This is a genomic window from Nostoc sp., assembly GCF_036917435.1.
Taxonomy (GTDB): Bacteria; Cyanobacteriota; Cyanobacteriia; order Cyanobacteriales; family Nostocaceae; genus Nostoc.
This window is the reverse complement of the sequence record NZ_JBALDM010000048.1, coordinates 33971-57605: the sequence shown is the minus strand read 5'-3', so window position 1 is coordinate 57605 and position 23635 is coordinate 33971. Positions and strand designations below refer to the sequence as shown.

The following is a 23635-nucleotide window of genomic DNA, read 5'->3' as shown; positions in this document are numbered from 1 at the left end:
TGGAGGAATAGTTTAGTATTTTAATCGAGTGGTTTGATGTGGTCACTTTTAGTAAGATAAAGTACAGAGTGTCATAACTTAACCTCAAGTAAATACAAAAGGAATGCGGATATGGGCAAAGGGAGGTTAGAAGCTTTTAGTGATGGAGTGATTGCCATCATCATCACCATTATGGTGCTAGAAATCAAAGTGCCGCATGGGTTCGATTTAGCCGCGCTGCGTCCGCTTATCCCAGTATTTCTGAGTTATGTGCTGAGTTTTATTTATATCGGCATCTACTGGAACAATCACCATCACCTACTACAAGCAGTCCGACAGGTTAATGGACGTATCCTTTGGGCTAATCTGCATTTGCTGTTTTGGTTGTCGCTAATTCCCTTCGTCACAGGCTGGATGGGCGAAAATCACTTTGCCGCTACGCCAGTTGCACTCTATGGTACGGTGTTGTTGTTGAATGCGATCGCATACTACATTCTTACCCGCGCCCTGATTTCTCATCACGGTAGAGATTCAACATTAGCGATCGCAGTTGGTGAAGATTTCAAAGGAAAAATATCGGTGGTGTTCTATGCTGTAGCAATTGCACTTGCCTTTTTGAACTCATGGTTTGCCTGTGCATTATACGTTTTAGTTGCAATTATTTGGCTTATCCCTGACCGTCGCATTGAGAAGACTCTGACTTCCTAAGCTAATGATGAATTACCTACAAGTGCAATACCTAAACACAAAAAACATCATAACGGCAAAATCCGTCGCCGCATAAAACACGTGTGAGAAAAGCTGAGATCGCCTCACGCGATTCCACCGTTTACACGAATGTTTTGCCCAGTAATCCATCTGGCTTCATCGCTAGCGAGAAATGCTACTACATCGGCAATTTCTTGCACATCTCCCAGTTTGCCAAAAGCAGCCATTTGAGCCAAGCGATCTATCTGTTCTTGGGTTTTGCCTTCTCGAAACAGTTCTGTATCGGTGGGGCCAGGAGAAATAACATTAACTGCGATCGCTTTTGCACCCAATTCTTTAGCTAGTACCCGCGTGATTTGTTCAACAGCGCCTTTGGTTCCGACATAAGCACTATAAGTTGGCAGCATCATCACTGTAGTTGATGAAGAAAAGTTGATAATCCGTCCGCCTTCTGATAAATGTTGCGCGGCTTGTTGGCAAGCAAAATAAGTACCTTTGACGTTAATAGCAAAAATCGCATCGAAATCTTCTTCTGTCACCTCAGTAATCGCTTTATAGAAGGCGATTCCGGCATTGTTTACCAAAATATCAACTTTGCCAAAGCGTTGAAGTGTTTGCTCAAACAGCCGTTGGATGTCGGGTACTTTGCTAATATCGGCTTGAATAGCGATCGCTTCTACTCCCAACTTTTCAATTTCTGCAACAACTTCCTGCGCTTTGACTACATTACCTGCATAGTTGACGACAATAGATGCGCCGTTACCAGCTAATTTTAGTGCGATGGCACGTCCAATTCCCCGCGATGCACCAGTAATAATTGCAACTTTCCCTGTTAAAGATGACATAAATTAATCTAGTTTTTTTGGTTTGCCAAGGTGATTATCTGCTGTTAAAGTACAATAGCAAGGTTAAATTTAGCGATATTTACTAGTCTGGAGGCAAAAACCCAGACCTAATTCGTTCAGGTCTGGGTAGTTAATTTAAGATTCTGGAACGATCGCAACACCATCTCTAAGATTGAGCAACCCTGAGATAATAACTTTATCTTCTGGCTGTAATCCTTCAATCACTTGGTAATTATTATCTTTGATTTCGCCTAGCTTCACGCGCCTTTGTCGAGCTACTTGTTGAGATAAACCTTGGGGAGATATTTCGGTTTCAACTACATACACAAAAGTATCGCCACCGACACGAGTCATTGCTGTTGTGGGGATTAAAATTCCGGGGCGCTGATTCCAAAATAATCTAGCCCTTACCAATTGATCTGCACGTAATTGACCGTTAGGGTTGTCAAAAAGTGCTTTAACAAGTATCCCTGGTGTTTCATTATTAGCAGTAGGCGCAATGAAAAATACCCTACTTCTACCCAGTTTTTGACCTTGTGTATTCATTACTTCCACTGGCATTCCCTTACGCAATTGCAGCCCTTGCTGTAATGGCACAGAGATGTTCAATTCTAAAGGTCGATTTTGGGTGATATTAACTAATTGTGTAGAAGTATTAACTAAATCACCTACTTTCACAGCCATGTTACCGACAGTGCCATTAAAGGGAGCAGTAATTTTGTCAGACTGGATTTGTTGTGTTTGAGTATTTACATTAGCTTGCGGCAAGGTTTTTTCAGCTTGCCTAATGTTGGCTGTTTGTGCTTGAATCCTGGAATCAATTGCATTAAGACTAGTTTTAGCATTGGCAAGCCGATCGGCAAATTGATTGCGAGTCTGTCGAGAGATGGCTCCTTGTTCAGCTAGGATAGAATACTTTTCGTAGGTTTGCTGATACAATTGCACATTCGCAACATAAGATGATCGTTGGGCTTCCAGAGATTTGAGTATAGTACGGGCATTTTCTAGTTGCAATAAAAATGCTTGAGGTGGAGCATTGTTAGGAGCGATCGCAGATTGTGCTGTACGATCTACTTGGATAATTGGCGCTCCTTCGACAACTGGATCTCCCGGTTTGACAAATATTTGGGTAACTTGGCCCTGAATTCTCGGCCCGATTGTGACTGAGCGCTGAGATTTTAGGCTAGCAATAAAATCTGAACTTTCCTCTATTATGCCGCTTTGTACTGTGGATATTTTGACCCTTACCCCTTGAGGTTGAACGTTAGCGGTTGCAGGCGTTGAATTTTGCGGAGTGAGCAAACGCCAAACTAGGGCTGTTCCGCCCCCTAACAATAATAGTGCAGGTAAAAATAACCAAAGCCACCGCCGTTTTCCAGAAGGTGGCTCAAATGAGGTTTGTGGAGTTTCGTCTCCACGATCAGTTTGAGGCTCAGGGGATGTCATGGCTTATGAGGAACTTAAGGGATAAATTAACTACAATTACATCAAAATTTCATCTGTTGATATTGAAATTACTGATTTAGCATGAGGTTTTGTGACAAATTATGTGTTACCCCATCCAAATATACAGTTTTGATGATTCTGTCTAAATCTACCCAAAGGTGAATCCCTAATTTTCCATCCAGTTATTATAGACAAGCTTTGGTGGTGCTAGCATACCCATAATCCCACCGTAGAAAGTCAGTTATTTCGCTGAGTCAGTCAATATGTGAGTTAATAATACGGCTAGTTGACCATAGCTCAATCCCTTAAAAGTCTTTATTGTCAGGCTTACGATTAAAGAATTAACGGCTAAACTCTGCTTCTGGCAAGTCAACAAAAGCTTTACCAACAGTTACGTAGGGTAGGATCGCGGGTTGCTTGATACAGCTTATCCATCTTTTCGGGCAACGTGAACAGCAGAAAGAAACGAGAGTTGTACACTGTCTCCAAAGTTCCTTAGCTTTTCCCGCAATCCTGCAAATAGCAACTCCTTCACCTTTGGCTCCAGTCTCCTCATCGTACTTAATAGCTTAAGGTAGTCATCAATGCTGTACGTAATCTCACACGCGATTTGCTCAGTCACCAACTCCTTAAAATAACCGGAGTCTAGAATGTCTTGTTCAAACCCTCTCAAAATTTCCGCTTGAGTTTTCGCACCTTCATACCGGACAAGTGAGGGAGCATAGGCTTGATACACTTCAAAGATTGCTTGGTAAACTTCGTATTTTAGTTCAGGGGTTAGATTCCATAGCAGGATGAGACACCCGTTGTCATGTAATGCCGTCGCTGCCTTGGCATACCGAATCTCTGACGGTATCCAATGAAAGGCATTAGCAGATATAACGGCATTGAACTGTTTTGCTTCCAGTTCCCACTCCTCAAATGAGGTGTTGTGGATTGCAACGTTTGGATAGGTTGCACAGTTGCGTTGTGCCAAATGACAAAAATCTTGGTTTGGCTCAATACACCTCATTGAAAAACCAAATTGAGCAAAAGCTACCGTCGCATTTCCTGGGCCACAACCGACCTCAAGAATCGCTGCATCTGAGTCAAGTTGAGCTAAAATGACAGACCGATCGATTAGTTCCTTTGGATATTGTGGTCTGGCTTTGTAATAAACATCAGCAACGGGAGAATACCAATTCCTTCGCTGTTCCAAATTCATAGAAGCTCTGGCATTTATTTCTTGTCTAGAGTCTTGCATAAGCTAGTTTTGGTCACTCAATGGTTCAAATCACGCTAATTGCTTAACTTACTGTAATCACTGTTCCCGCACTCTCATTGGCCAATCTATCTACCGCACATACGGCATAAGTGCCTGCTTGTTGCACAGTAGCAAAGGTTGTACCAGCAGACAAAATTCGTTGAATTGTCCAAGTATCGCCAGCTTGCCGATAAAGTGTCCAAGAACGAACTGGTTGATTATCTCCAGGCTGCCAACTCAGTTTGCGGTTATTGACTTGTAATCCAATGGGTGGAGGGGGTGGTGTTGTATCTTGCCAAGGCAAAGTTGGCGGTAGCGCAGGTTTGTTATAAAGCAGACTTTGGAATTTATCAGCTATGCCCTGACTATTTTGCGTCAAAACAGCGAGATTAAAGAAGATATTCCCCAGTGACAACCGTCCAGCTTGGCTACGACTAATTTTCACCTGCTTTTCAATCTCATCACTCTCTCGACTCTTGTTGCTTGGTTCTGTCAAATTGTTACCAGCGTAAACGTGTCTTTGCTTTGTGTTTACCTGTGTCCACCACTGTAGCAATGCCGAATAACTTTGTTGTGTTTGGTCTGTGCGCCAGTAAAGTTGAGGCGCAATATAATCAATCCAACCTTCTTCTAACCATTTTTTTGAGTCGGCATATAGCACATTGTAAGCATCTAACCCAGTAATACCAGTGGGTTGTCCGGGGCGATAAATCCCAAAGGGACTAATACCAAATTTCACGTCCGATTTGGTTGTTTTAATTCCCTGCCAGAGGCGCTGTACCATTCTGTTAACATTGTCGCGTCGCCAGTCGCCAAGGCTGAGTGTACCACCGACTGCTTTATGTGCAGCGTAGGTTTTTTCATCAGGGAAAGGTTGTCCGTCGATGGGATATGGATAGAAATAATCATCTAAGTGAATGCCATCAACGTCGTAGCGCTTCACTACATCGATAATTACGTTGTAAGCTCTATCTTGAACTATTTTCAGTCCTGGATCCATCCAGCGTTGAGTTTTCCACAAATAAACGCTTTCTGGATTGGTAGCTGCGATGTGGGGACGCACTGTTTTAGCTGGATCGGTGGAAGTGCTGGCTCGGTAAGGGTTGAACCAAGCATGAAGTTCAATATTGCGCTTGTGACATTCTGCGATCGCAAACGCTAAAGGATCGTAAAATGGTTCTGGTGCTTTCCCCTGAGTTCCTGTAATCCAAGCACTCCAAGGTTCTAATTGCGATTCATATAAAGCGTCTCCCTCCGGTCGCACCTGAAAGATCAGGGCATTGAAGTTTAGCTCTTGTAATTTAGTAATAATCTCAGTGAGTTCAGCTTTCTGTTGAGCAACAGGAAGTCCTGCTTTGGAAGGCCAATCACCATTCCACACAGATACTACCCAGGCCCCCCGAAATTCCCGACTATGATTAACCTTAACGCTACCAACAGGTGCGGGTGTTGGTATTGGCGTTGGCGTTGGCGTTGGTATTGGTGTTGGCGTTGGTATTGGTATTGGCGTTGGTATTGGTGTTGGCGTTGGTGTTGGCGGCTGAACTAAGTAAATAGAGGCAATTTTTTCTGCTTTACCTAAATACACCAAAGCTTGATAAATAATTACTGCTACATCTGCACGGGTGGCTGCAAGATTGGGGTTGAGTAATTTGATATTTGGGTGACTAACCACTAATCCAGCGCTTGTAGCAATAGCTATTTGATTTCTACCATAGGCAGGAATCTGAATAGAATCTTGATAAATTTGTGGCAGTGCTGAGAGGAGATCGGGTTTAACCTTAGTGGCAATTTCTAAGCCCGCTACCAAGGAAATTAAAACTTCCGCCCTAGTAATTCGTTCGGCGGGGCGGAAACTTTTATCAAGAAAACCGCTAACAAATGCTTTTTCGTAAGCTGTTTGAATGGCAGCTGCTGCCCAATAATTCGTAGGTACATCAACAAAGGGGATATATTGCCGCTTCTTGGTAATTGTGCCAAATGCGTTGGCGACGATGGCGGCAAATTCAGCGCGGGTGAGGGAGTTATCGGGGCGATATGTGCCATTAGGCGACCCACTGAGAATACCACGTTGGGCTAAGGCTGTAATAAATAAGCGTGCCCAATGGTTTTGAATATCCGAGAAGGAAGTAGCAATAGATACCATTGTTGATTGCAGCTAGCTGGCCTTGATTTTGATTTCCTTAGTTAATTTAACAATTTTCTTGGCGATCGCTGCTGCAATGTCTTGTAAACTTTGTTTGGGAATTGGGAATTGGGAATTGGGCATTGGGCATTGGGCATTGGGCATTGATAATTGCTCTTTCCTATTCCCCATTCCCCATTCCCTATTTACTAAGTAGGATTTGAGGTTGAACGCGCGTTTAACGATAACATCACGCGGGAAATGCCACTGAAAATAATGCTGATACCAACTAGTGTGCCGAGAAGCCAGGGTGCATTGAAAGGCCACTCGAACCAAATCATTGCGCCTAAGACTAGCGTAATAATGCCATTACCTAGTACCCACGTCCAGTTTTGTTGTGGACGTAACTGGAATGCCAGAATTAACTCGAATGTACCTTCAGTTAGCAAAAAGGTTCCAAGCAACAGAGTCAGTGTGAGAATACCTGTTAAAGGATAAACAAACAGCATTATACCCGTTGCAATATAGAGTCCGCTCAATAGAAGTTTCCAAATAAAACCTCCGCGATCGCGGGTTTGAGTGGCGTACACTAGTTTTGTAAATCCGGCGAAAATCAAAATTGCCGCAATCCAAGTTTCGGTGAATAGGGTGGTGAAATTAGGCGCTGCGATCGCAATCACCCCCAAAATACTTAGGAGAACACCACTTATGAGTGACCCATTAAGATCCTTGTTAATATCTCTAGAAATGTTGGTAGTCATATAAACTTTCTCTAACTCTACAATTAGATTAGATAATTTTTCAGTCACAGTATAGAACCCTAAGATAGACTCATGGGTATTAAATTTCAGCAGTAGCTACCCCTCATAAGAGTTTTGCAAGACTGCTTAGGCGTTCATAAACGGAGATGAGGCGATCGCCTTCAAGTTCAACAGAAGTATTAGGATAATTTTGAATGGCTCCAAGGAGTGTAACTTCACCATTTTGTTGAATAGATGCACTTAAAGCACTTCGCAGCGCCTGCTGATCTAGTTGTCCAGTGGAAGGGTGAACTACCTCACCAATTTGGTTAACTAAAATTGGCCCTGCCCAGCTAGACAGCAAATTATTTAAAAAGGCAGGATCGGCTTTTATTGGGGCTTTCAAGGCTTTACGGGCTACTTCTGGGTCTTGTTTAGCTGCCTCTAAATAAGCTTGTAATGTCGGGGTAGTCTTGCCAGTTTCTGTAAACTGACTTAATTCTTGAACAGAGATTTTTCCCTGAAAAGTACCATACTTTAAAACAACTTGCTCGGCAGCATTCGCATTAGTACTTGAGAGAAGAACAATAGCACCTACGCCTAAAGCTAGTGTTTGACTGAGCAATTTAGTGAATTTGCTATTGTTCAATCGATTGAAAATTTGAGAAATCTGCATTTTGTCGAACTTTTTATAATGGTGTGGAGCATACGTAGGCAGAAAATGCCCAAGCGTTATATTATTTTACAAAAATTCCTGCTGTAGGGGCGTAAAAATGTATCTCCCTACAGCCAACTTGTTGCAAAGACTTTTTCATCTCGGCTTGGTTTATAGCCATTTTTCCACCTGTACTTCCAGTCCATAATTTCAAAGGCAGATATACTGGAATTTGATTTCCTAGTCGTTCATAGTAGGCGCTTAATGGAAAATGATACTCCTGCTATGGGTTGAAGAGGGTCATTCAGAGGGTACAAATTTAATTTTAAGGCAATCAGGAGTTGCGATCGCAAATATAAATCCTATTTGATTTACTCTCCACCGAGAGGCTCAGATCCCCGACTTCTTGAAGAAGTCGGGGATCTAGGAGCGCAAATATAATAACAACTGTCAGGTGCGATCGGTGCTGAGTATGATACAAATTTTCACAGTTGCAGAATTTATTTGATTTTATATTTTTATTCAAAAACCGATATGATAAGTATTATTTTAGATATTCCTAAAGCACAAAACAAGACAATTTTAGATTTTGCTTATATTGCTTATATATTATAAGCCAAGTACCAAAAAATAAAACGTTATAAATCACCATTATGAGTGAATTATCACTACAAAAAGATTGGTTAAGACCAGAGGAAAATGCAACATGGCAGGATTTGTAAAAGGTGATGTTATTATAGTTATATTTACTTTTAATTTATCGGTTAGTCTTGAAACAATGAACAGTGATTAATGAAGAAATATTCTATTCTGAAATCTTGTAATAATTTAGCTATTACTGAAGCTTATTGAGTCTGTTTATTGCATCAGTGTAATATGCCGTCTTTCCTTGGGTCTTATAAAGGTCTGCCGCTTTCTGAAAATCCTCTATGGCGCTCTTTTTATCTCCAAGAGCAGAGCGGGCATTACCGCGGTTGTAATAGGCATCAGCATAATTAGGATTAATTTTGATAGCTTGGCTGTAATCCTCTATCGCGCCATTTTTATCTCCAAGAGCAGAGCGGGCATTACCCCGGTTGTAGTAGGCATCAGCATAATTAGGATTAATTTTGATAGCTTGGCTGTAATCCTCTATCGCGCCATTTTTATCTCCAAGAGCAGAGCGGTCAAGACCCCGGTTGTTGTAGGCCTTATCAAGGTTAGGATTAATTTTGATAGCTTGGTTGTAATCCTCTATCGCGCCATTTTTATCTCCAAGAGCAGAGCGGGCAATACCCCGGTTGTTGTAGGCTTTATAATAATTGGGATTAATTTTGATAGCTTGGTTGTAATCCTCTATCGCACCCTTGTTGTCTCCAAGAGCAGAGCGGGCAACACCCCGGTAGTTGTAGGCATCAACATAGTTGGGATTAATTTTGATAGTTTGGCTATAATCCTCTATCGCTCCCTGATAGTCTTTTTTCTCTCTCTTATCATTTCCTCTATTAAAGAAATTCTCAGCATTCATCTGAGAATTTATAGAAGAGATGGATAGACTGGCACTAGGTTGAGATTCGGTATTTTGTGATAACTGTGGTGTTTTTGGTATGGAATAGAATATTATAACTAGAGCAAACACAGCAAAAATACTCCCGCCAACAAATAGGCACAATTTGTTAGGTGAGTTCACAATAATTTCTTTAGAAGCTTCACCTTTTACCTGGATTAGGGGTGTATTTACATCTCTTTGTCGAATAACTTTTTCTTCAATTCGTGCTACTTCTTCATCCCTGAGTTCCAAAACCTGCTGATATCGCTTTAATTCCTTACGAATCTCCTCACTAAACGGGTATCCATGCTGAATTTCTTGAGTTAAAACTTGCTCATACTGCTGCAATCTTTGCTGGTAGGCTTGAATCTCAGCAGTAATTCGCTCTACTATAGGGGCAATATCTTCGTCTTTCAAACCTAAAATTTGCTGCTGTTTTCGTAGTTCATTTTGCTTTGCTTCCCTCAGAGGATATTCCTGTTGCGTTGCTGTGATAAATGCTTGTTCATACTGCTGCAATTTTTGCCGATATGCCTCTATCTCAGCAGTAACAAGGCTTTCAAGTGAAGCTATATCTTTATTAGTGAGTTGCCATTCCTGCTGCATCTGCTGGAAGCTCTGGCGAGTGGCTTGACTAAGAGGATACTGTTGTCGCATTGCCTCAGATAATGCCTGCTCATACTCTCGTAGATGCTGTTTATAGGCTGCAATTTGTGCAGTAACTCGCGCCTCAATTTGCATTGTATCCTCATTCCTCAGCCCCAATATTTGCTGAAGATTCTGTCTTAATGAATTAAGATCATCTGCGCTGACGGCTATTGTCTGCTGGAGTGCCTCAGTGAAGTCTCTTTCATATCGCTGTAATTTTCCTCTAAATTCTTGACGAGAAGTTGCCAACATTTCATCTTCAATTGCAGTTGCTTCTACCTCAGATAGTCCCAAACGATTTCTCTGTGCATCTAAAATCTTGCGACCTACAAAAGGAATTTCTCCACGGTTATTGTATCGCGCTACCTCTTTACGATACTTCTGCTTAGGATCGCCTTGAGGAACTTTTGTAAGTCGAATCTTAAAGCCTTCTCTACTTGTGTAGATTTCTGGCTTCATCGTCGGCTGCATTTCTCTAACCTTCCGGCTGGCATACTCATGCAACTCGTCAATGGAGACAACGCCATCTTCATCTAAATCGGCTGCGCCTGTTGTAATTCCTTCTATCAAATAACGAGTATAAATTGAGAGGTCTGACCCCTGCTGCTCAAAGGAATATTGAGTTGAACTAGATGAAGTGAGAACAGCCCGCCCCTCACCGCCTAATTGCTCACGAATATTTATAGTACCGTCATCCTTTGCTGATAAACCCTCAGCAAAAGCGCCACTAAAACAACTATCCAAAATGATAACTTGCCGCTTAGAACGGCTGCGGCTCATGCTTTCATGGACAACACTGGCTGCTACTGCTGATGAGCGAATTAAATCTCCTCTGGGAGTTTTGCGTGTGGTGCGGGTTGCTAAGAAAAGTCTGCCCGTGTCATCTTTAATGCCATGACCGGAGAAAAAGAGAACTAACAAATCATCTTTTTGACGATGGGCAAATAGATTTTCGATAGCTTCCTCCATATCTTGGCGCTGGGGATTTTTTAGCACCATAATATCTGTCTCAGTAAAGCCGCCCATTTCTGGGTGTAACAGCACTTGCTGCATTGCTTCAACATCTTTCACAGCAGCAGGTAGCGGGTTTAACCCAGGCTCATATTCACTCACCCCAATCAGCAATGCTAATTTCGCCATTTGAAATAATTTACCCTGCTACGAATTTCTGTGCTGCCTCTATTGCTGCTTCTAACTCTTGCCGGCTGCTGGCTTTGACTTTCAGTTTCTTGCCATTAGCCTCAATTTCTAGTTCAATAGTTTTGCTGCCAAGGTGATCGCTTAAAAATCCCATTAATGCTTTAATATTCTTGGCATTTATCTGCGCTGTTAGCCAACCCACAGCCAGCCCTGTAAATGACTTGCTCCCTGCCGGTGCTTCTGCTTCCCGGAAAAGACTAGCATCTTCCACTTCGTCCAGTTCCAACATCTGTTGCAATAGTCTCTGCGTTTCAGCTTGTAGTTCATCGTCATCTAAACTAGCCTCTCGCAGGGCGATGGTAATCTGGACGTTGGATGTACTCGCCATTTTCAACCTCTAATTGTGGTTAATGCTTAAATTATCATAAGTATCTTATACAATCCAACTAGTAATAATTCCGGTCTGGATTGTCGTAAACTGATTACTTTATCAAAAAGCCTAATTGCTTTATCAAAAAGCCTGTTTACTTGCTCAAAATATTTAAATGCTTTCTCAAAATGCCATTCAACTTTATCATTTTAGTGTTTTCCGCAAGCAAAATGACATTACAAACAAATTGCACACTTACCTGATTCAGTCAAAGATAACTTACCTAAGCACGCTCAAGAAATTTTTTGGGCTGTATTTAATAATGCTCAAGAAGAATATGGCGAAGAAGAAAGTGCTTTTCGTGTTGCTTGGAGTGCAGTAAAGCGGGATTATGAAAAAGGCAGCGATAGACACGGGCATAAAAAATCAGCAGGACTTACGCAAAAAATAACCCAAACCTTGAGTTTCCGGTAGGGGCAATTCATGAATTGCCCCTACCGCGTGTAGTTTTGCGTAAATCCTAATCACAATAGCTCAGATTGCATTTAACAGTTTTATTGATGCTGCACAAAAAATCTTTGTTAAGAAGGAAGTTTGGTCTTATGAATTACCTTGTTGCAGTTTTACCAGATCGAATACAAGTAGAAGCCGCCTACTCTGCTCTCGAAAAAGCAGGCTTGCCAACTTCACAAGTCAATATTTTGGGCGATGGTTATTTAAGTGCTGATGAATTTGGAATGATTGATCCCGACAAGCAAGCCCGCAAACAATCAACTCGGCTCTTTTGGTGGCTTGTACCTTTTGGATTTTTTGTAGGTTATGTTTTCAATTATCTTACAGAAGTTGAAATATTTCCCCAGTTTCCTCGATTTGGCAATGAGTTTCTTGCTGGGATATTAGGAGGTATAGCCGGTGGTTTGGGCGCTAGTTTAATCGGTGGAGGAACCAGTATAACAGTTGGCAGTGGTGATGCTTTACCCTATCGTAACCGTTTGAATGCTGGTAAATATTTAATTGTAGTTACTGGGAATCAAGATTTAACACGCGAAGCTACGCGCGTACTCCGTGAATTTGAACCAGAAAATATTCAAGGCTATACAGACTATTCACAAAAGAGCAAACTTTTGAGGAATTAAATATCTACTGGTGAAAAGTTAGATCCCCGACTTCTTAAAGAAGTCGGGGATCTAAACACCGCAAATTTTCACAAATAGGTTCAAGACTGGCGATAGCAGGCAAACTCCATTGAAAAAGTTGCCATACCAGAAGTAAGCGATCTCAATTCTGTAGAATACCCAAACATTCGCGCCAGTGCAACTTCTGCCCGAATCACCGTGTATCCCTGCATTGTCTCGGAACCCAACAGCAAACCGCGACGGGAGGATAAGTCACCCTGAACTCTTCCTATTAACTCGTTGGGTGTTTCCACCTCAACAAGCATGATGGGTTCAAGGATGTAGGGTTTGGCTTTAGCGATCGCACCTTCAATTGCTTGATGGGACGCTGACCGGAAAGCCAATTCTGAAGAGTCAATTGGGTGATAAGAACCACCATCCAAAACGACTTTCACCCCAGTTACCAGATAACCTTCCAGCTTTCCTGATTCCATCGCCTCACGGAAACCCTTTTCGCACGCAGAGATATATTCTTTAGGAATTGCACCCCCAACCACGCGATTTTCAAAGATAAACGGCTCATCTGTGGGTTCAATCCACCCAGTAATATGGGCGTATTGACCCGGGCCGCCTGACTGTTTCTTGAATCGGTAGTCAAAGGTAGCTTGTTGTGCAATGGTTTCTCGGTAGGCTACGGCGGGATTACCAACATAAACCTCGGCATTATATTCCCGTTGGATGCGTTCGAGATAGATTTCTAAGTGGAGTTCGCCCATCCCAGAAATTAGAGTTGCGCCTGATTCAGGATCGATACTTAACCGGAAAGTGGGATCTTCCCTTTGAAAGCGATTGAGTGCCTTAGAAAGGCGATCGCTGTCTTCCTGTTTCTTAGGCGTAATTGCCAGCGTAATCACTGGTTCCGGCACAAACATCTTCTCTAGGAATACCAGTGGTTCCCCGGAGCAGAATGTATCACCAGAAGCACAATCTACACCCAACAGAGCTACAATATCTCCTGCTACCGCAACTTTGACCTCTTCTCGCTTATTGGCGTGCATTCTCACCAAACGACCGATTTGCACCCGTTGTTCAGTCCGCGAATTGTAGACGGTATCGCCTGGTTTCAGCGTCCCAGAGTAAATCCGGGTATAGGTCAACTGCCCAAAGGACTCAACGGTGAGTTTAAATGCCAATGCCACCAAAGAAGCATCGGGGTTAGGGTAGACACTTACCGACTCTACGGTTTTGACAACTTCCCTATCCACGGGAGATGGTAGATAGAGTACAACTGCATCCAATAAGTTTTGTACTCCTTTATTTTTGAATGCTGAACCCAGTAATACAGGTGTGAATTCTAGACTCAAGGTTGCCTCTCGGATGGTTTCCCAAATTAATGCTTTGGGAATCTCCTCACCTGCCAGTAACATCTCAGTCATCGGTTCTGAGAATAGCGATAAAGCATCTAGCAGCTTGTCACGTGCCTGTTCTGCCTCATCTCTAAGAGGTTCGGGAATTGACTTTTTGACGTGGTTTTCCCCGTTTTCACCCTCAAAATAGTCAGCAGTCATTTCTACCAGGTCAATTACTCCCTGGAATTGGTCTTCACTGCCGATAGGATACTGGATCAACATTGCATTGAGTTGCAAGCGATCGCGTATTCCCTGTACTACACGAAATGGATCTGCCCCCGTTCGATCCATTTTGTTGATGAACGCCAAACGCGGCACACGGTAGCGCTTCATTTGCCGATCTACTGTAATGGACTGAGATTGCACACCTGCTACAGCACACAGCACCATCACCGCCCCATCTAATACCCGCAGGGCGCGTTCCACTTCAATGGTGAAATCTACGTGTCCTGGTGTATCAATCAGATTAATTTGGGTATCGTGCCATTCGCAGGTAGTAGCAGCAGAGGTAATGGTAATGCCATGTAGTTTTTCCTCCGGCATAAAGTCCATCGTTGCACCTTTGCCGCCTCCCCGCACTTCCTCAATAGCGTGGATTCTGCCCGTGTAGAAGAGAATTCGCTCTGATAGTGTAGTTTTACCAGAGTCGATGTGGGCAGAGATACCAATATTTCGGATTCGTGTTCGGGGAATCATAAAATTTCCTTTTGTTCAAGGGACAAACAGCCACCACTTATGTGGTGATATATTTTGTATTATATATGTAGTATAAAGAAAAGACAAGGCTCATAATACAGAAAAACCGTTTATCAATTGCATAGTTGTGGCTGAAAGACAACTTCAGATATGGGAAGGAGGAGATTTTAGGTAAATAGACCACGCGGTAAGGGCACAGCATTGCTGTGCCCCTATGACAGATATGGTTCAAATAAGTAAGGAACGTGGATTAAATAAAATGTAAAACTTTATCCTGTCTCTAGCTTCCCTCTCCTTTACAAGGAGAGGGATTGAGGGTGAGGTAAGCCAGAGGTATAAACTGGATGTTATTTAATTCTTATTCCTAATATAATCCAAAATCTAAAATCGAATGGCAAATAAACATTTCTATCACATTGGCTTTGGGCAAGATGATTTAGGTTCATCACCTCCCAGCATTGCCCTATTATCTGGCGATCCAGAGCGATCGCGTCTAATTGCCCAAACTTATTTCCAAGATGTCCGCCTATTGTCCGAAAATCGCGGTCTCAACAGCTATGTGGGATACTTACCAAATGGTCGCAGCATCTTATCAGCTACTAGTGGTATGGGTGCGCCTTCATTAAGTATTGTTGTGAATGAGTTAATCCAAGTAGGAATCCGGCAAATTATTCGTATTGGAACTTGCGGATCGATTCAACCTTATATACGAGTCGGTAGCGTCGTTATTAGTAGTGCCGCATTATGTCGCCAAGGTGCAGCTTATGACATTGCACCTGTGGAATATCCAGCCGCAGCCGATCCGTTTTTGACAGTCGCCTTAGTTAAAGCCGCGCGAGAATTAAAGGTTGAACATTACATAGGAATTACGGCATCAGTTGATACTTTTTATGAAGGACAAGAACGCACTGATTCAGCAAATCCAAATTTAATGCGATCGCTGCATGGTATTACAGAAGAATATCGGCGCTTGAATATCTTGAATTATGAGATGGAATGCGGCACGCTTTTTAAAATGGCAGGTGTGTATAATTTTGCTGCTGCTGCTATTTGCGGTGTAGTCGCTGGGCGGACTGTGAGTGAAAATATCATCTTAGAGCAGAAAGATATTGCCGTGAAAAATGCGATCGCAACTGCTGTACATACAGCCGCAACCTTTGAGCCAGCTAATTAATATTTACTTGATAAATCAACTTTCAGTAGTTTTATCATCCCTTTACCTAATCTTTAATTTTTCAATCAGTAATTATAGCTAATATATATTGAGCAATAGGTAATTTTATATTAGTTAAATATATAAATAAAAGTACAAAACTTCAATAATTAACCCTAAAATACACACGTTTGCAAGGATGCCAGTAATATTTTTTGTTAATATTAAAATTAATTTAGAAATTATAGCAGATTTCATGTATTTGAAATATATCTGTCGTAGGGGCACAGCAATGCTGTGCCCTTGCCTCATCGTCTATTTATCTGAAAATAGCTGTAATAAATATCGAAAAAATTGGAGAATCAGATAATATGAATAACATTTTTAGGCATGGGATTAAAACCATGAGTTTGACTGCGCTTACACTAATACCGACGGTGATATTTTTATCATTATCTCATCAGGCAATAGCTGACGATCCAGGAACATGTTATATGGTAACTTCCTCCGGTAAAACCGTTGGATTAGAAAGGCTTTGTGGCAATATAGCAGCACCTTCAGACGACAGAGTTTTTCGAGTTTCAATCAAACGCCGCTTTGGTGGAACTCCTGTAATTGACGTTACCTTTAACAACAAAAAAACCTTTGAAATGATTGTAGATACAGGTGCTAGTGGAACCATTATCACTCAAAGTATGGCGAATACACTTGAACTCCAGGCTACAGGTACAATGCAAGCTCAAATTGCCGATGGTAGCGAGGTAGAATTTCCAACAGGTAAGGTAAAATCTGTTGCAGCAGGTGGAGTTACAGCTAATAATCTTCAGGTTGCGATCGCACCTAAAGCCAGCATCGGCTTACTGGGCCACGATTTCTTTGGTGGTTATGATATCAAGATTCTGGAGAAAGAGGTGGAATTTCATCATCGTTAATCTTCACAGGATATTCCGAAATTGCTCTAATATTCGCTGTCGCACTCGTTCTATAACTATTTCTTCCTCAGCAGATAGCCCATCAAATAACATTTCATATATGAATGGTACACCCAATTCTAACTCCGATAAAAGTTGATGCTGGCTAAATATATCTTGTGGTTTTCCTTCAAGCATCAGTCGCCCTTTATCCATAACAAAAACCCAATCTGCCCACCGATAGACTAAATCTAAATCATGGGTTGCCATCAATAAAGTAGTTCCATCTTGATGAATTTTTTTCATCGTTGCTATCAAGTTTCTAGTATGTTTGATATCTAAATAAGCTGTTGGTTCATCCAGCACCAAAAGTTCTGGCCGCAACACCATCACATCTGCTATAGAAACTCGCTTCTTTTGCCCTAAACTCAGATGATGTACTGGTCTTTCTGCTAAAGCAGTTAGCCCAAATTCAATTAATGCTTGTTCTACCCGATCTTTAATTTCCGATTCTGGTAAATCCAAATTACACAAACCGTAAGATATATCTTCTTCAACAGTAGAAGCTACTAATTGTTGTTCTGGATCTTGAAATACTAACCCAACCTTCTGCCGTAACTTACTAAGATAATTTCGGTTATAACTTAACGGTTCACCACGCCAACGGACAATACCAGAATTAGGTTGATATAACCCATTAGCTAATAAAAATAGTGTAGTTTTACCACAACCATTTTGACCAATCAATGCACACCTTTTGCCAGATGGAATCTTCATTGTTAGACCATTCAAAGCTGATTGCTGTGCGCCGGGATAGGTGTAATATACCTGCTCAAATTCGAGTAAATATTCCTGCATTCCGCCAAAAGTCCAATGCTATTAATACTACACAGCCTAAAATAGCTTCGATGATATATCTTCTTTGAGGATGATAACGGCGGGGATGCCAAACCCGAAATTCACTCACAAAACCCCGTGATTCCAGTCCGAGAGAGAACTGACTATATCGTTGTAAGGTTCGCTGTAATAGTTGTCCGATTAGTAGTGCTAAACTTTTCATCCCACTACGCCAAGTACGGTAGCCACCACGTGAATTTTGTGCTGTTAACAATTCAGTAGCTGTGTTTAGTAGGATGAAAATAAACCGATACATTAGTAATAACAAATCGCTCAAAAGCACAGGAAATCGTAAGTAACGCAGAGTTTGTAATATCTCCGGGAAAGGGACGGTTAACATGAGAAAATATAAACAAGAAACAGAAGCTAATGCTCTAGTTAAAATTCCCAATGCTTGGATACTGCCACTATGACTGATATAAATATAGAAGTGTCCGAGAGTTAATCCATACCACGAGTCTAATTGCACCTTGGGCAAATCAGTAATTGCAACTCCATTTACCATCAAAGCTGGTAAACTTGTCAAACAAAAAACTATGGTGAACATTAACAACCGAAAATAAACACCAACCGGAATTCTTGCATAAATAACTGTCCAAATGCCCAGCCAAAGCGCTATCAAAATTTGCACTAGCGGATGGGTAACAAGGGAAATTGCAAGAGTAGTAAATGCAAAAATTATTTTATGTTCTGGTGGTAATCTTCGCAGTCGATTTGTGTAAGCTAAAGTGTCTAGTTGCAGACTCATTCTTCACGTTTTTGTTGTTGGGAACGTCCTTTATACAACCCAATTGCATAACCGACGACTCCCGCACCTAAAGCCGCTTGCGAAGAAAATAATAAGCTTTCTATTTCCCCACTAGCTGGTTCAAAAAATGATTTAAACCAGGGTTTATATCCAGGTTGTATTTCAGTAATTGCTTTTTCAGCTTTGTCATCAGAACCGGCAAATTCCCCACCACGCACAAATATTAATGGTGCAACTGCTAAAGCTAAGACAGCTACTACCAACAGCCAGTTACTCAACCCTTTTTTAGATTGACTCATTACCATTTCCTCGCTTAATTAATTGCAACAGTTCCAATTCTTGAGGATTATAAGATTGCAGCCAGTTCCACACCAATACAGTTAGTAATCCTTCACTAATTGCCAAGGGAACTTGAGTTATAGCAAAAATTCCGGCGAACTTGGTAAATGAAGCAATAAATCCACCAACGGGGGCAGGAAAAGCTAGAGCGAGTTGAATAGATGTGATAACGTAGGTGAGTAAATCTGCGATCGCAGCTGCGAGAAATATGGCGATTTTTTGTTTACCACCCAACTTCATTGTCAGATTATATATCCAATAAGCTGCAAATGGCCCTGCGATCGCCATCGAAAAAGCATTTGCCCCCAACGTCGTCAAGCCGCCATGTGCCAGTAACAAAGCTTGAAATAACAACACCAAGCTACCTAAAACCGTCATGGTAAGAGGGCCAAACAGCACCGCACCTAACCCTGTCCCTGTCGGATGAGAACAACTACCTGTGACAGAAGGAATCTTCAACGCTGACAGCACAAAGGTGAAAGCACCAGCCAAGCCCAATAGTAGTTTTAATTCCGGGTTAGCTTGGGTAATGCGAGTTAGACTACGCAATCCTAATAAAAAAAATGGTAATGCCACAACCCACCAAAAAATCGCCCACTGCACTGGTAAAAAACCTTCCATAATGTGCATGGCATAAGCGGGTTTGGGTAAACCAACTACTAAGTAAAAACTGATAACTGCCATCAGGGTTAGACTGACTAACGCCTGTTTTTTTCTTTTCATAATCTGTACCTCGCAGATTTATCGAAATATATTGGTTCCCATCGGCGGGCATCCTGACTCACCTAATTTTGGCTCACAGTTGCGGGACAGCGCCGGATTTACACCGGACTTTCCCCCTTGCGTCCGACAGCGCAGCGTGGCGTTAGCCATTGGCTGCTCTACATCAGAACCGATTGGAGTAACTATATCACCATTACCAATTTTGAATAGCTATTTTTTACAAATCGAATTTGCACCCAGACAGTAACTTGGATAATGAGACGTAGATTATGTGAAGTATTTTTCCATCCTGATTCCATTGCGGATGATAAAAAAATCAACATGACTATTTTCTTGTGCTACTGATTAATTAACCACAGACACTTCTGACAATTTGTAGAAATTCCCGTAAAACAGGTGTCATATCTTCTTGTCGCCACACTACAGCCGTTTCTACTAATGGTGTTTTTTCTTCTAAAGCGCGGTAAACTACACCAGCCCTTTGAAGATTTTGCAAAGAAGACGGTACGATCGCAATCCCCATTCCTGCTGACACTAGCCCGATAATTGTCTGCATTTGGATTGCTTCTGTCGTCACTTTTGGGTTAAAATTCCCTTGCTGGCAAAGACTTAGGATTTGATCGTAAAGTCCGGGGCCAAAATGGCGGGGGAAGATAATAAAATTTTCGTTCAAGAGCGATCGCACTGAAATATTTTCTTGTCTAGCTAAGAAATGAGTTACGAGCATTGCTACAATTAGTCCTTCTTGCTGAATGCATTCTTGATTGAAAGTGTTGTCTTCTAAAGGTGGATGGGCAAAACCTACATGGATGCGGTGATTGAATAGCGCTTGTTCTTGCTGAGTTGTCGTTAATTCTTGCAATACTAACTCTACCTCTGGAAACTGTTCTCGAAACTGCCGCAAAATCACAGGCAGCAAATCGTAAGTTACCAAGCTTGTGAAACCTACTCGCAGTTGTCCTTTCTCACCCCTACCTGTCCGTTGAGTCAGATAAATTGCCTTCTCTAGTTGGGCGAACAATTGATAAGCTTCTTGCAATAATACTTGTCCAGCTTCCGTTAGCTGCACCTGTCGTTTAGTTTTGCGTTGAAAAAGTTCTACCCCTAATTCTGCTTCTAGCTGCTGAATTTGCTGGCTTAAGGGAGGTTGAGCGATGTGAAGTCGCTCTGCGGCTCTACTAAAGTGCAGTTCCTCAGCTACAGCCATGAAGTAGCGCAGGTGTCGCAGTTCCATAGTTTTGACATTTTATAAGTCTCAATTATTCATAAATATATATTGGACATCTAAAAAATTGCTATCTATGATACTCATACATGAAAGTCAGAGGATGATGTAACGATGTCGGAAAATTTAAGAAGCCAAGTTGTAACGCAAGGCGTGCAGCGATCGCCAAATCGAGCTATGCTACGTGCAGTTGGTTTTAAAGATGAAGATTTTAATAAAGCCATTGTCGGTATTGCCAACGGTTACAGTACGATCACTCCCTGTAATATGGGAATAAATCAACTGGCACTAAGGGCAGAAACTGCCGTTAAAACCGCCGGGGCGATGCCCCAAATGTTTGGCACGATTACCATTAGCGATGGGATTTCGATGGGAACTGAAGGGATGAAATATTCCCTAGTGTCGCGCGAAGTTATCGCTGATTCCATTGAAACCGCCTGTACTGGACAAAGTATGGATGGTGTGCTAGCCATTGGTGGCTGTGATAAAAATATGCCGGGGGCAATGCTAGCGATCGCGCGGATGAATATCCCTGCAATATTCGTTTACGGTGGCACAATTAAACCCGGTCATTACAACGGACGTGATTTAACTGTTGTCAGTTCTTTTGAAGCCGTTGGTCAATATAGTGCAGGGAAAATTGACGAAAAGGAACTATTAGAAGTTGAAAGTCGCGCTTGTCCTGGTGCTGGTTCCTGTGGAGGAATGTTCACAGCTAACACCATGTCTTCAGCATTTGAAGCAATGGGAATGAGTTTGCCCTATTCTTCCACAATGGCAGCCGAAGATGCCGAAAAAGCTGATAGCGCGGAAAAATCAGCCTTTGTGTTAGTCGAAGCCATTCGCAAACAAATCTTACCCAGCCAAATTATCACCCGCAAATCTATAGAGAATGCTATCTCTGTGATTATGGCGGTGGGTGGTTCGACCAATGCCGTATTGCATTTTTTAGCGATCGCTCGTGCTGCTAATGTAGAGTTAACTCTGGATGACTTTGAAACAATCCGCGCCCGTGTTCCAGTTTTGTGCGATTTAAAACCAAGTGGTAAATATGTCGCTACAGATTTACACAAAGCGGGTGGCATTCCCCAAGTCATGAAGATGTTACTGGTGCATAACTTATTGCATGGTGATAGCCTAACAATCAGTGGTCAAACCATTGCAGAGATATTAGCAGACATCCCAGAAGAACCATCTGCCACCCAAGATGTGATTCGGACTTGGAATAACCCAATGTATGCCCAAGGACACTTAGCTATCCTCAGAGGTAATTTAGCAACGGAAGGGGCTGTCGCCAAAATTACCGGAGTGAAAAAACCAGTAATTACTGGGCCTGCACGGGTGTTTGAATCAGAAGAAGCCTCTTTAGATGCAATTTTGGCGGGTAAAATTCAAGCTGGTGATATTCTCATCATCCGCTACGAAGGGCCTAAAGGTGGCCCTGGGATGCGGGAAATGTTGGCTCCCACCTCAGCAATTATCGGTGCTGGTTTGGGTGATGCTGTGGGGTTAATTACCGACGGACGCTTTTCTGGCGGGACTTATGGTATGGTGGTTGGTCATGTTGCACCAGAAGCAGCAGTTGGTGGTGCGATCGCTCTTGTAGAAGAAGGCGATAGTATTACCATTGATGCACCTGCTCGTTTATTGCAGTTGAACATATCTGAAGAAGAATTAGCTCGCCGCCGTGCAAACTGGCAACCCCCCGCACCACGTTATACCAAAGGCGTGTTGGCGAAATATGCCAAATTGGTATCTTCTAGCAGTCTTGGGGCTGTGACAGATTTGGATTTGTTTTAAATGATAATCGGGTAAGGTTTGAGGTTCGCCCCTCGCCCCTACCCTGCGAGTACTAGTACTCTTTCAAGCCAACTTTGCTTGGTAAACACACTTTTGATTTCTTTTTCCCTTCTTCTCTGACGAGACGCTGCGCGAATGCGCCCTTTGCGGTTTGTTTTTTTATCCTTCAAACTTCGTCCAACAGAGTATTAAGCTGAAAATACTTTAATTAATTTGCATCCTCAAAAAAATGAATCTCTTGTGGGGTGGGCATCTTGCCCGCCCTAGCTGTGCAAATTAAATGCACGACAGCTTAGTGGTCTGTCAAACCCTTTTTGACGGTTTGACAGACGCGATAAATCGCCGTCTCTACAGAAGATTTATTCGTCAATTATTTCTTGGCAGAGTACTAGTGTACAACAAGGCAAAAGTAAAAAGGCAAAAGTAAAAAGAAAGAACGCTGATTTTGTAAGATTTATGGCGATTTTAAATGGGCGGCTTATTTACGCCGTGCTGTACTAGTGAAACTGGAGAGACTTTGAATCTTACAGTCTATATTCCAATACAGTTCAGTTAAGCATTTTTTCCTTCTCTTCCTTCGCGTCCTTTGCGTCCTTTGCGGTGATGCCTCCGGCACACTCCGCGAACGTTAAAAAAAATAACGTTGACAAAAAGTTTTAGCCTTAACTGAACCGTATTGGTCTATATTCCCTATTTACCTGTCACCTTTTCAAGAACTTCTTTTGCTTTTTCGCCAAAAGTTTCTGGGGGATTTTGTGATTTTTCAGCCTTCAAATTTCTTTCGTAAGTTTTCTCTATAGTATTAAGGTTTTTTGAATCTTTTATCGCTTGCTCATAAGCTTCTTGTCGTTCTTCTTCTTGAACGCCAACACCTGGGTCAAATTCGTTAGCGCGGTTAATTTTTTCTTCATAATTTGGTTTATACTCTGGGGGAATTAGCTTTAATTCTTCAAGAGTAGTTGCATAACTAGCTTGCTGAACAAAAATAAATGAACTTGATAAGCTAATACAAAGCATCAAGCAAACAACTAAAAAGCTTGAACGTAATACTTGTTTGAAAGTTAATAGAATTTTTTGCATGGAAAACTTCTCCTAAGTTTTGTTATGTTGTAAGCCTTGATTATCTATAAATATATTCAATCTTTAAGGCTCACAGGCATCCTAAATGTTTAAGTACAGTTTTTCCTTCTAT

The 23635-nt window shown here is 41.9% G+C and carries 22 protein-coding genes and 1 riboswitch; of the genes, 6 read left to right on the top strand and 16 right to left on the bottom strand.

From position 1 onward, the window contains the following. Nucleotides 1-111: 111 nt before the first annotated feature. Entirely contained in the window at nucleotides 112-687 is a 576-nt protein-coding gene (locus tag V7K98_RS24305) for a TMEM175 family protein (RefSeq protein ID WP_335026545.1), read from the top strand. 104 nt (nucleotides 688-791) lie between these two features. Here V7K98_RS24305 and V7K98_RS24300 read toward each other — a convergent pair whose 3' ends face one another. The 9 genes from V7K98_RS24300 to V7K98_RS24260 form a co-directional block, all read right to left on the bottom strand. Next, nucleotides 792-1532: an SDR family oxidoreductase gene (locus V7K98_RS24300; RefSeq protein WP_335026542.1), complete on the bottom strand. Its 741-nt coding sequence runs from the start codon at nucleotides 1530-1532 to the stop codon at nucleotides 792-794. A 135-nt stretch (nucleotides 1533-1667) separates the two neighbouring features. After that, entirely contained in the window at nucleotides 1668-2978 is a 1311-nt protein-coding gene (locus tag V7K98_RS24295) for an efflux RND transporter periplasmic adaptor subunit (protein WP_335026540.1), read from the bottom strand. Between the two features lie 427 nt (nucleotides 2979-3405). After that, nucleotides 3406-4221 (bottom strand): class I SAM-dependent methyltransferase, encoded by an 816-nt coding sequence (locus tag V7K98_RS24290; protein ID WP_335026538.1) that lies wholly within the window; start codon nucleotides 4219-4221, stop codon nucleotides 3406-3408. A gap of 43 nt (nucleotides 4222-4264) precedes the next feature. Beyond that, nucleotides 4265-6367: a glycoside hydrolase family 10 protein gene (locus V7K98_RS24285; RefSeq protein WP_335026536.1), complete on the bottom strand. Its 2103-nt coding sequence runs from the start codon at nucleotides 6365-6367 to the stop codon at nucleotides 4265-4267. A gap of 12 nt (nucleotides 6368-6379) precedes the next feature. Beyond that, nucleotides 6380-6538, bottom strand: a complete 159-nt coding sequence (locus V7K98_RS24280; RefSeq protein WP_335026534.1) for a hypothetical protein — start codon at nucleotides 6536-6538, stop codon at nucleotides 6380-6382. A gap of 17 nt (nucleotides 6539-6555) precedes the next feature. Further along, nucleotides 6556-7107, bottom strand: a complete 552-nt coding sequence (locus V7K98_RS24275; protein ID WP_335026558.1) for an HdeD family acid-resistance protein — start codon at nucleotides 7105-7107, stop codon at nucleotides 6556-6558. 103 nt (nucleotides 7108-7210) lie between these two features. Continuing rightward, the gene (locus V7K98_RS24270; protein WP_335026532.1) at nucleotides 7211-7762 is read right to left on the bottom strand and encodes an alpha/beta hydrolase; all 552 of its coding nucleotides are present in this window, start codon (nucleotides 7760-7762) and stop codon (nucleotides 7211-7213) included. Nucleotides 7763-8576: 814 nt separating this feature from the next. After that, nucleotides 8577-11057 (bottom strand): caspase, EACC1-associated type, encoded by a 2481-nt coding sequence (locus V7K98_RS24265; protein ID WP_335026531.1) that lies wholly within the window; start codon nucleotides 11055-11057, stop codon nucleotides 8577-8579. 10 nt (nucleotides 11058-11067) lie between these two features. Further along, the gene (locus V7K98_RS24260; protein ID WP_335026529.1) at nucleotides 11068-11445 is read right to left on the bottom strand and encodes a hypothetical protein; all 378 of its coding nucleotides are present in this window, start codon (nucleotides 11443-11445) and stop codon (nucleotides 11068-11070) included. 228 nt (nucleotides 11446-11673) lie between these two features. On the opposite strand from V7K98_RS24260, the gene V7K98_RS24255 reads away from it, so the two are divergent. Both V7K98_RS24255 and V7K98_RS24250 read left to right on the top strand, forming a co-directional pair. Then, complete coding sequence (locus V7K98_RS24255; protein WP_335026557.1) at nucleotides 11674-11901, top strand: ChaB family protein; 228 nt, start codon at nucleotides 11674-11676, stop codon at nucleotides 11899-11901. 128 nt (nucleotides 11902-12029) lie between these two features. After that, entirely contained in the window at nucleotides 12030-12563 is a 534-nt protein-coding gene (locus tag V7K98_RS24250) for a hypothetical protein (RefSeq protein ID WP_335026527.1), read from the top strand. 80 nt (nucleotides 12564-12643) lie between these two features. Here the strand turns inward: V7K98_RS24250 and fusA are convergent, their stop codons facing one another. Then, the gene (gene fusA / locus V7K98_RS24245) at nucleotides 12644-14647 is read right to left on the bottom strand and encodes an elongation factor G (RefSeq protein ID WP_335026525.1); all 2004 of its coding nucleotides are present in this window, start codon (nucleotides 14645-14647) and stop codon (nucleotides 12644-12646) included. A 391-nt stretch (nucleotides 14648-15038) separates the two neighbouring features. Between fusA and V7K98_RS24240 the strand changes: the two genes are divergently transcribed. Beyond that, nucleotides 15039-15821 carry a nucleoside phosphorylase gene (locus tag V7K98_RS24240; protein ID WP_335026523.1) on the top strand — a complete coding sequence of 261 codons (783 nt, stop codon included), beginning with the start codon at nucleotides 15039-15041 and terminating at the stop codon, nucleotides 15819-15821. A 383-nt stretch (nucleotides 15822-16204) separates the two neighbouring features. Continuing rightward, nucleotides 16205-16732 carry a retropepsin-like aspartic protease family protein gene (locus V7K98_RS24235; protein WP_335026521.1) on the top strand — a complete coding sequence of 176 codons (528 nt, stop codon included), beginning with the start codon at nucleotides 16205-16207 and terminating at the stop codon, nucleotides 16730-16732. Between the two features lie 3 nt (nucleotides 16733-16735). On the opposite strand, the gene V7K98_RS24230 is transcribed toward V7K98_RS24235, so the two are convergent. From V7K98_RS24230 to V7K98_RS24210, 5 genes are all read right to left on the bottom strand, one after another. Then, nucleotides 16736-17569, bottom strand: a complete 834-nt coding sequence (locus tag V7K98_RS24230) for an energy-coupling factor ABC transporter ATP-binding protein (protein ID WP_335026519.1) — start codon at nucleotides 17567-17569, stop codon at nucleotides 16736-16738. Next, entirely contained in the window at nucleotides 17544-18356 is an 813-nt protein-coding gene (gene cbiQ, locus V7K98_RS24225; protein ID WP_335026516.1) for a cobalt ECF transporter T component CbiQ, read from the bottom strand. Before cbiQ ends, V7K98_RS24230 begins: the two co-directional genes overlap by 26 nt. Continuing rightward, the gene (locus V7K98_RS24220) at nucleotides 18353-18655 is read right to left on the bottom strand and encodes an energy-coupling factor ABC transporter substrate-binding protein (RefSeq protein ID WP_335026514.1); all 303 of its coding nucleotides are present in this window, start codon (nucleotides 18653-18655) and stop codon (nucleotides 18353-18355) included. Before V7K98_RS24220 ends, cbiQ begins: the two co-directional genes overlap by 4 nt. After that, entirely contained in the window at nucleotides 18642-19418 is a 777-nt protein-coding gene (locus V7K98_RS24215; protein ID WP_335026512.1) for an energy-coupling factor ABC transporter permease, read from the bottom strand. The genes V7K98_RS24220 and V7K98_RS24215 overlap by 14 nt, the downstream gene beginning before the upstream one ends. A 26-nt stretch (nucleotides 19419-19444) precedes the next feature. Continuing rightward, a riboswitch (cobalamin riboswitch) is annotated at nucleotides 19445-19607 on the bottom strand. Between the two features lie 160 nt (nucleotides 19608-19767). Further along, the gene (locus V7K98_RS24210) at nucleotides 19768-20652 is read right to left on the bottom strand and encodes a LysR family transcriptional regulator (RefSeq protein WP_335026510.1); all 885 of its coding nucleotides are present in this window, start codon (nucleotides 20650-20652) and stop codon (nucleotides 19768-19770) included. A 105-nt stretch (nucleotides 20653-20757) separates the two neighbouring features. On the opposite strand from V7K98_RS24210, the gene ilvD reads away from it, so the two are divergent. Further along, nucleotides 20758-22443: a dihydroxy-acid dehydratase gene (gene ilvD / locus V7K98_RS24205; RefSeq protein ID WP_335026508.1), complete on the top strand. Its 1686-nt coding sequence runs from the start codon at nucleotides 20758-20760 to the stop codon at nucleotides 22441-22443. 690 nt (nucleotides 22444-23133) lie between these two features. On the opposite strand, the gene V7K98_RS24200 is transcribed toward ilvD, so the two are convergent. Then, nucleotides 23134-23523 (bottom strand): hypothetical protein, encoded by a 390-nt coding sequence (locus tag V7K98_RS24200; protein ID WP_335026506.1) that lies wholly within the window; start codon nucleotides 23521-23523, stop codon nucleotides 23134-23136. Between the last annotated feature and the right edge of the window lie 112 nt (nucleotides 23524-23635).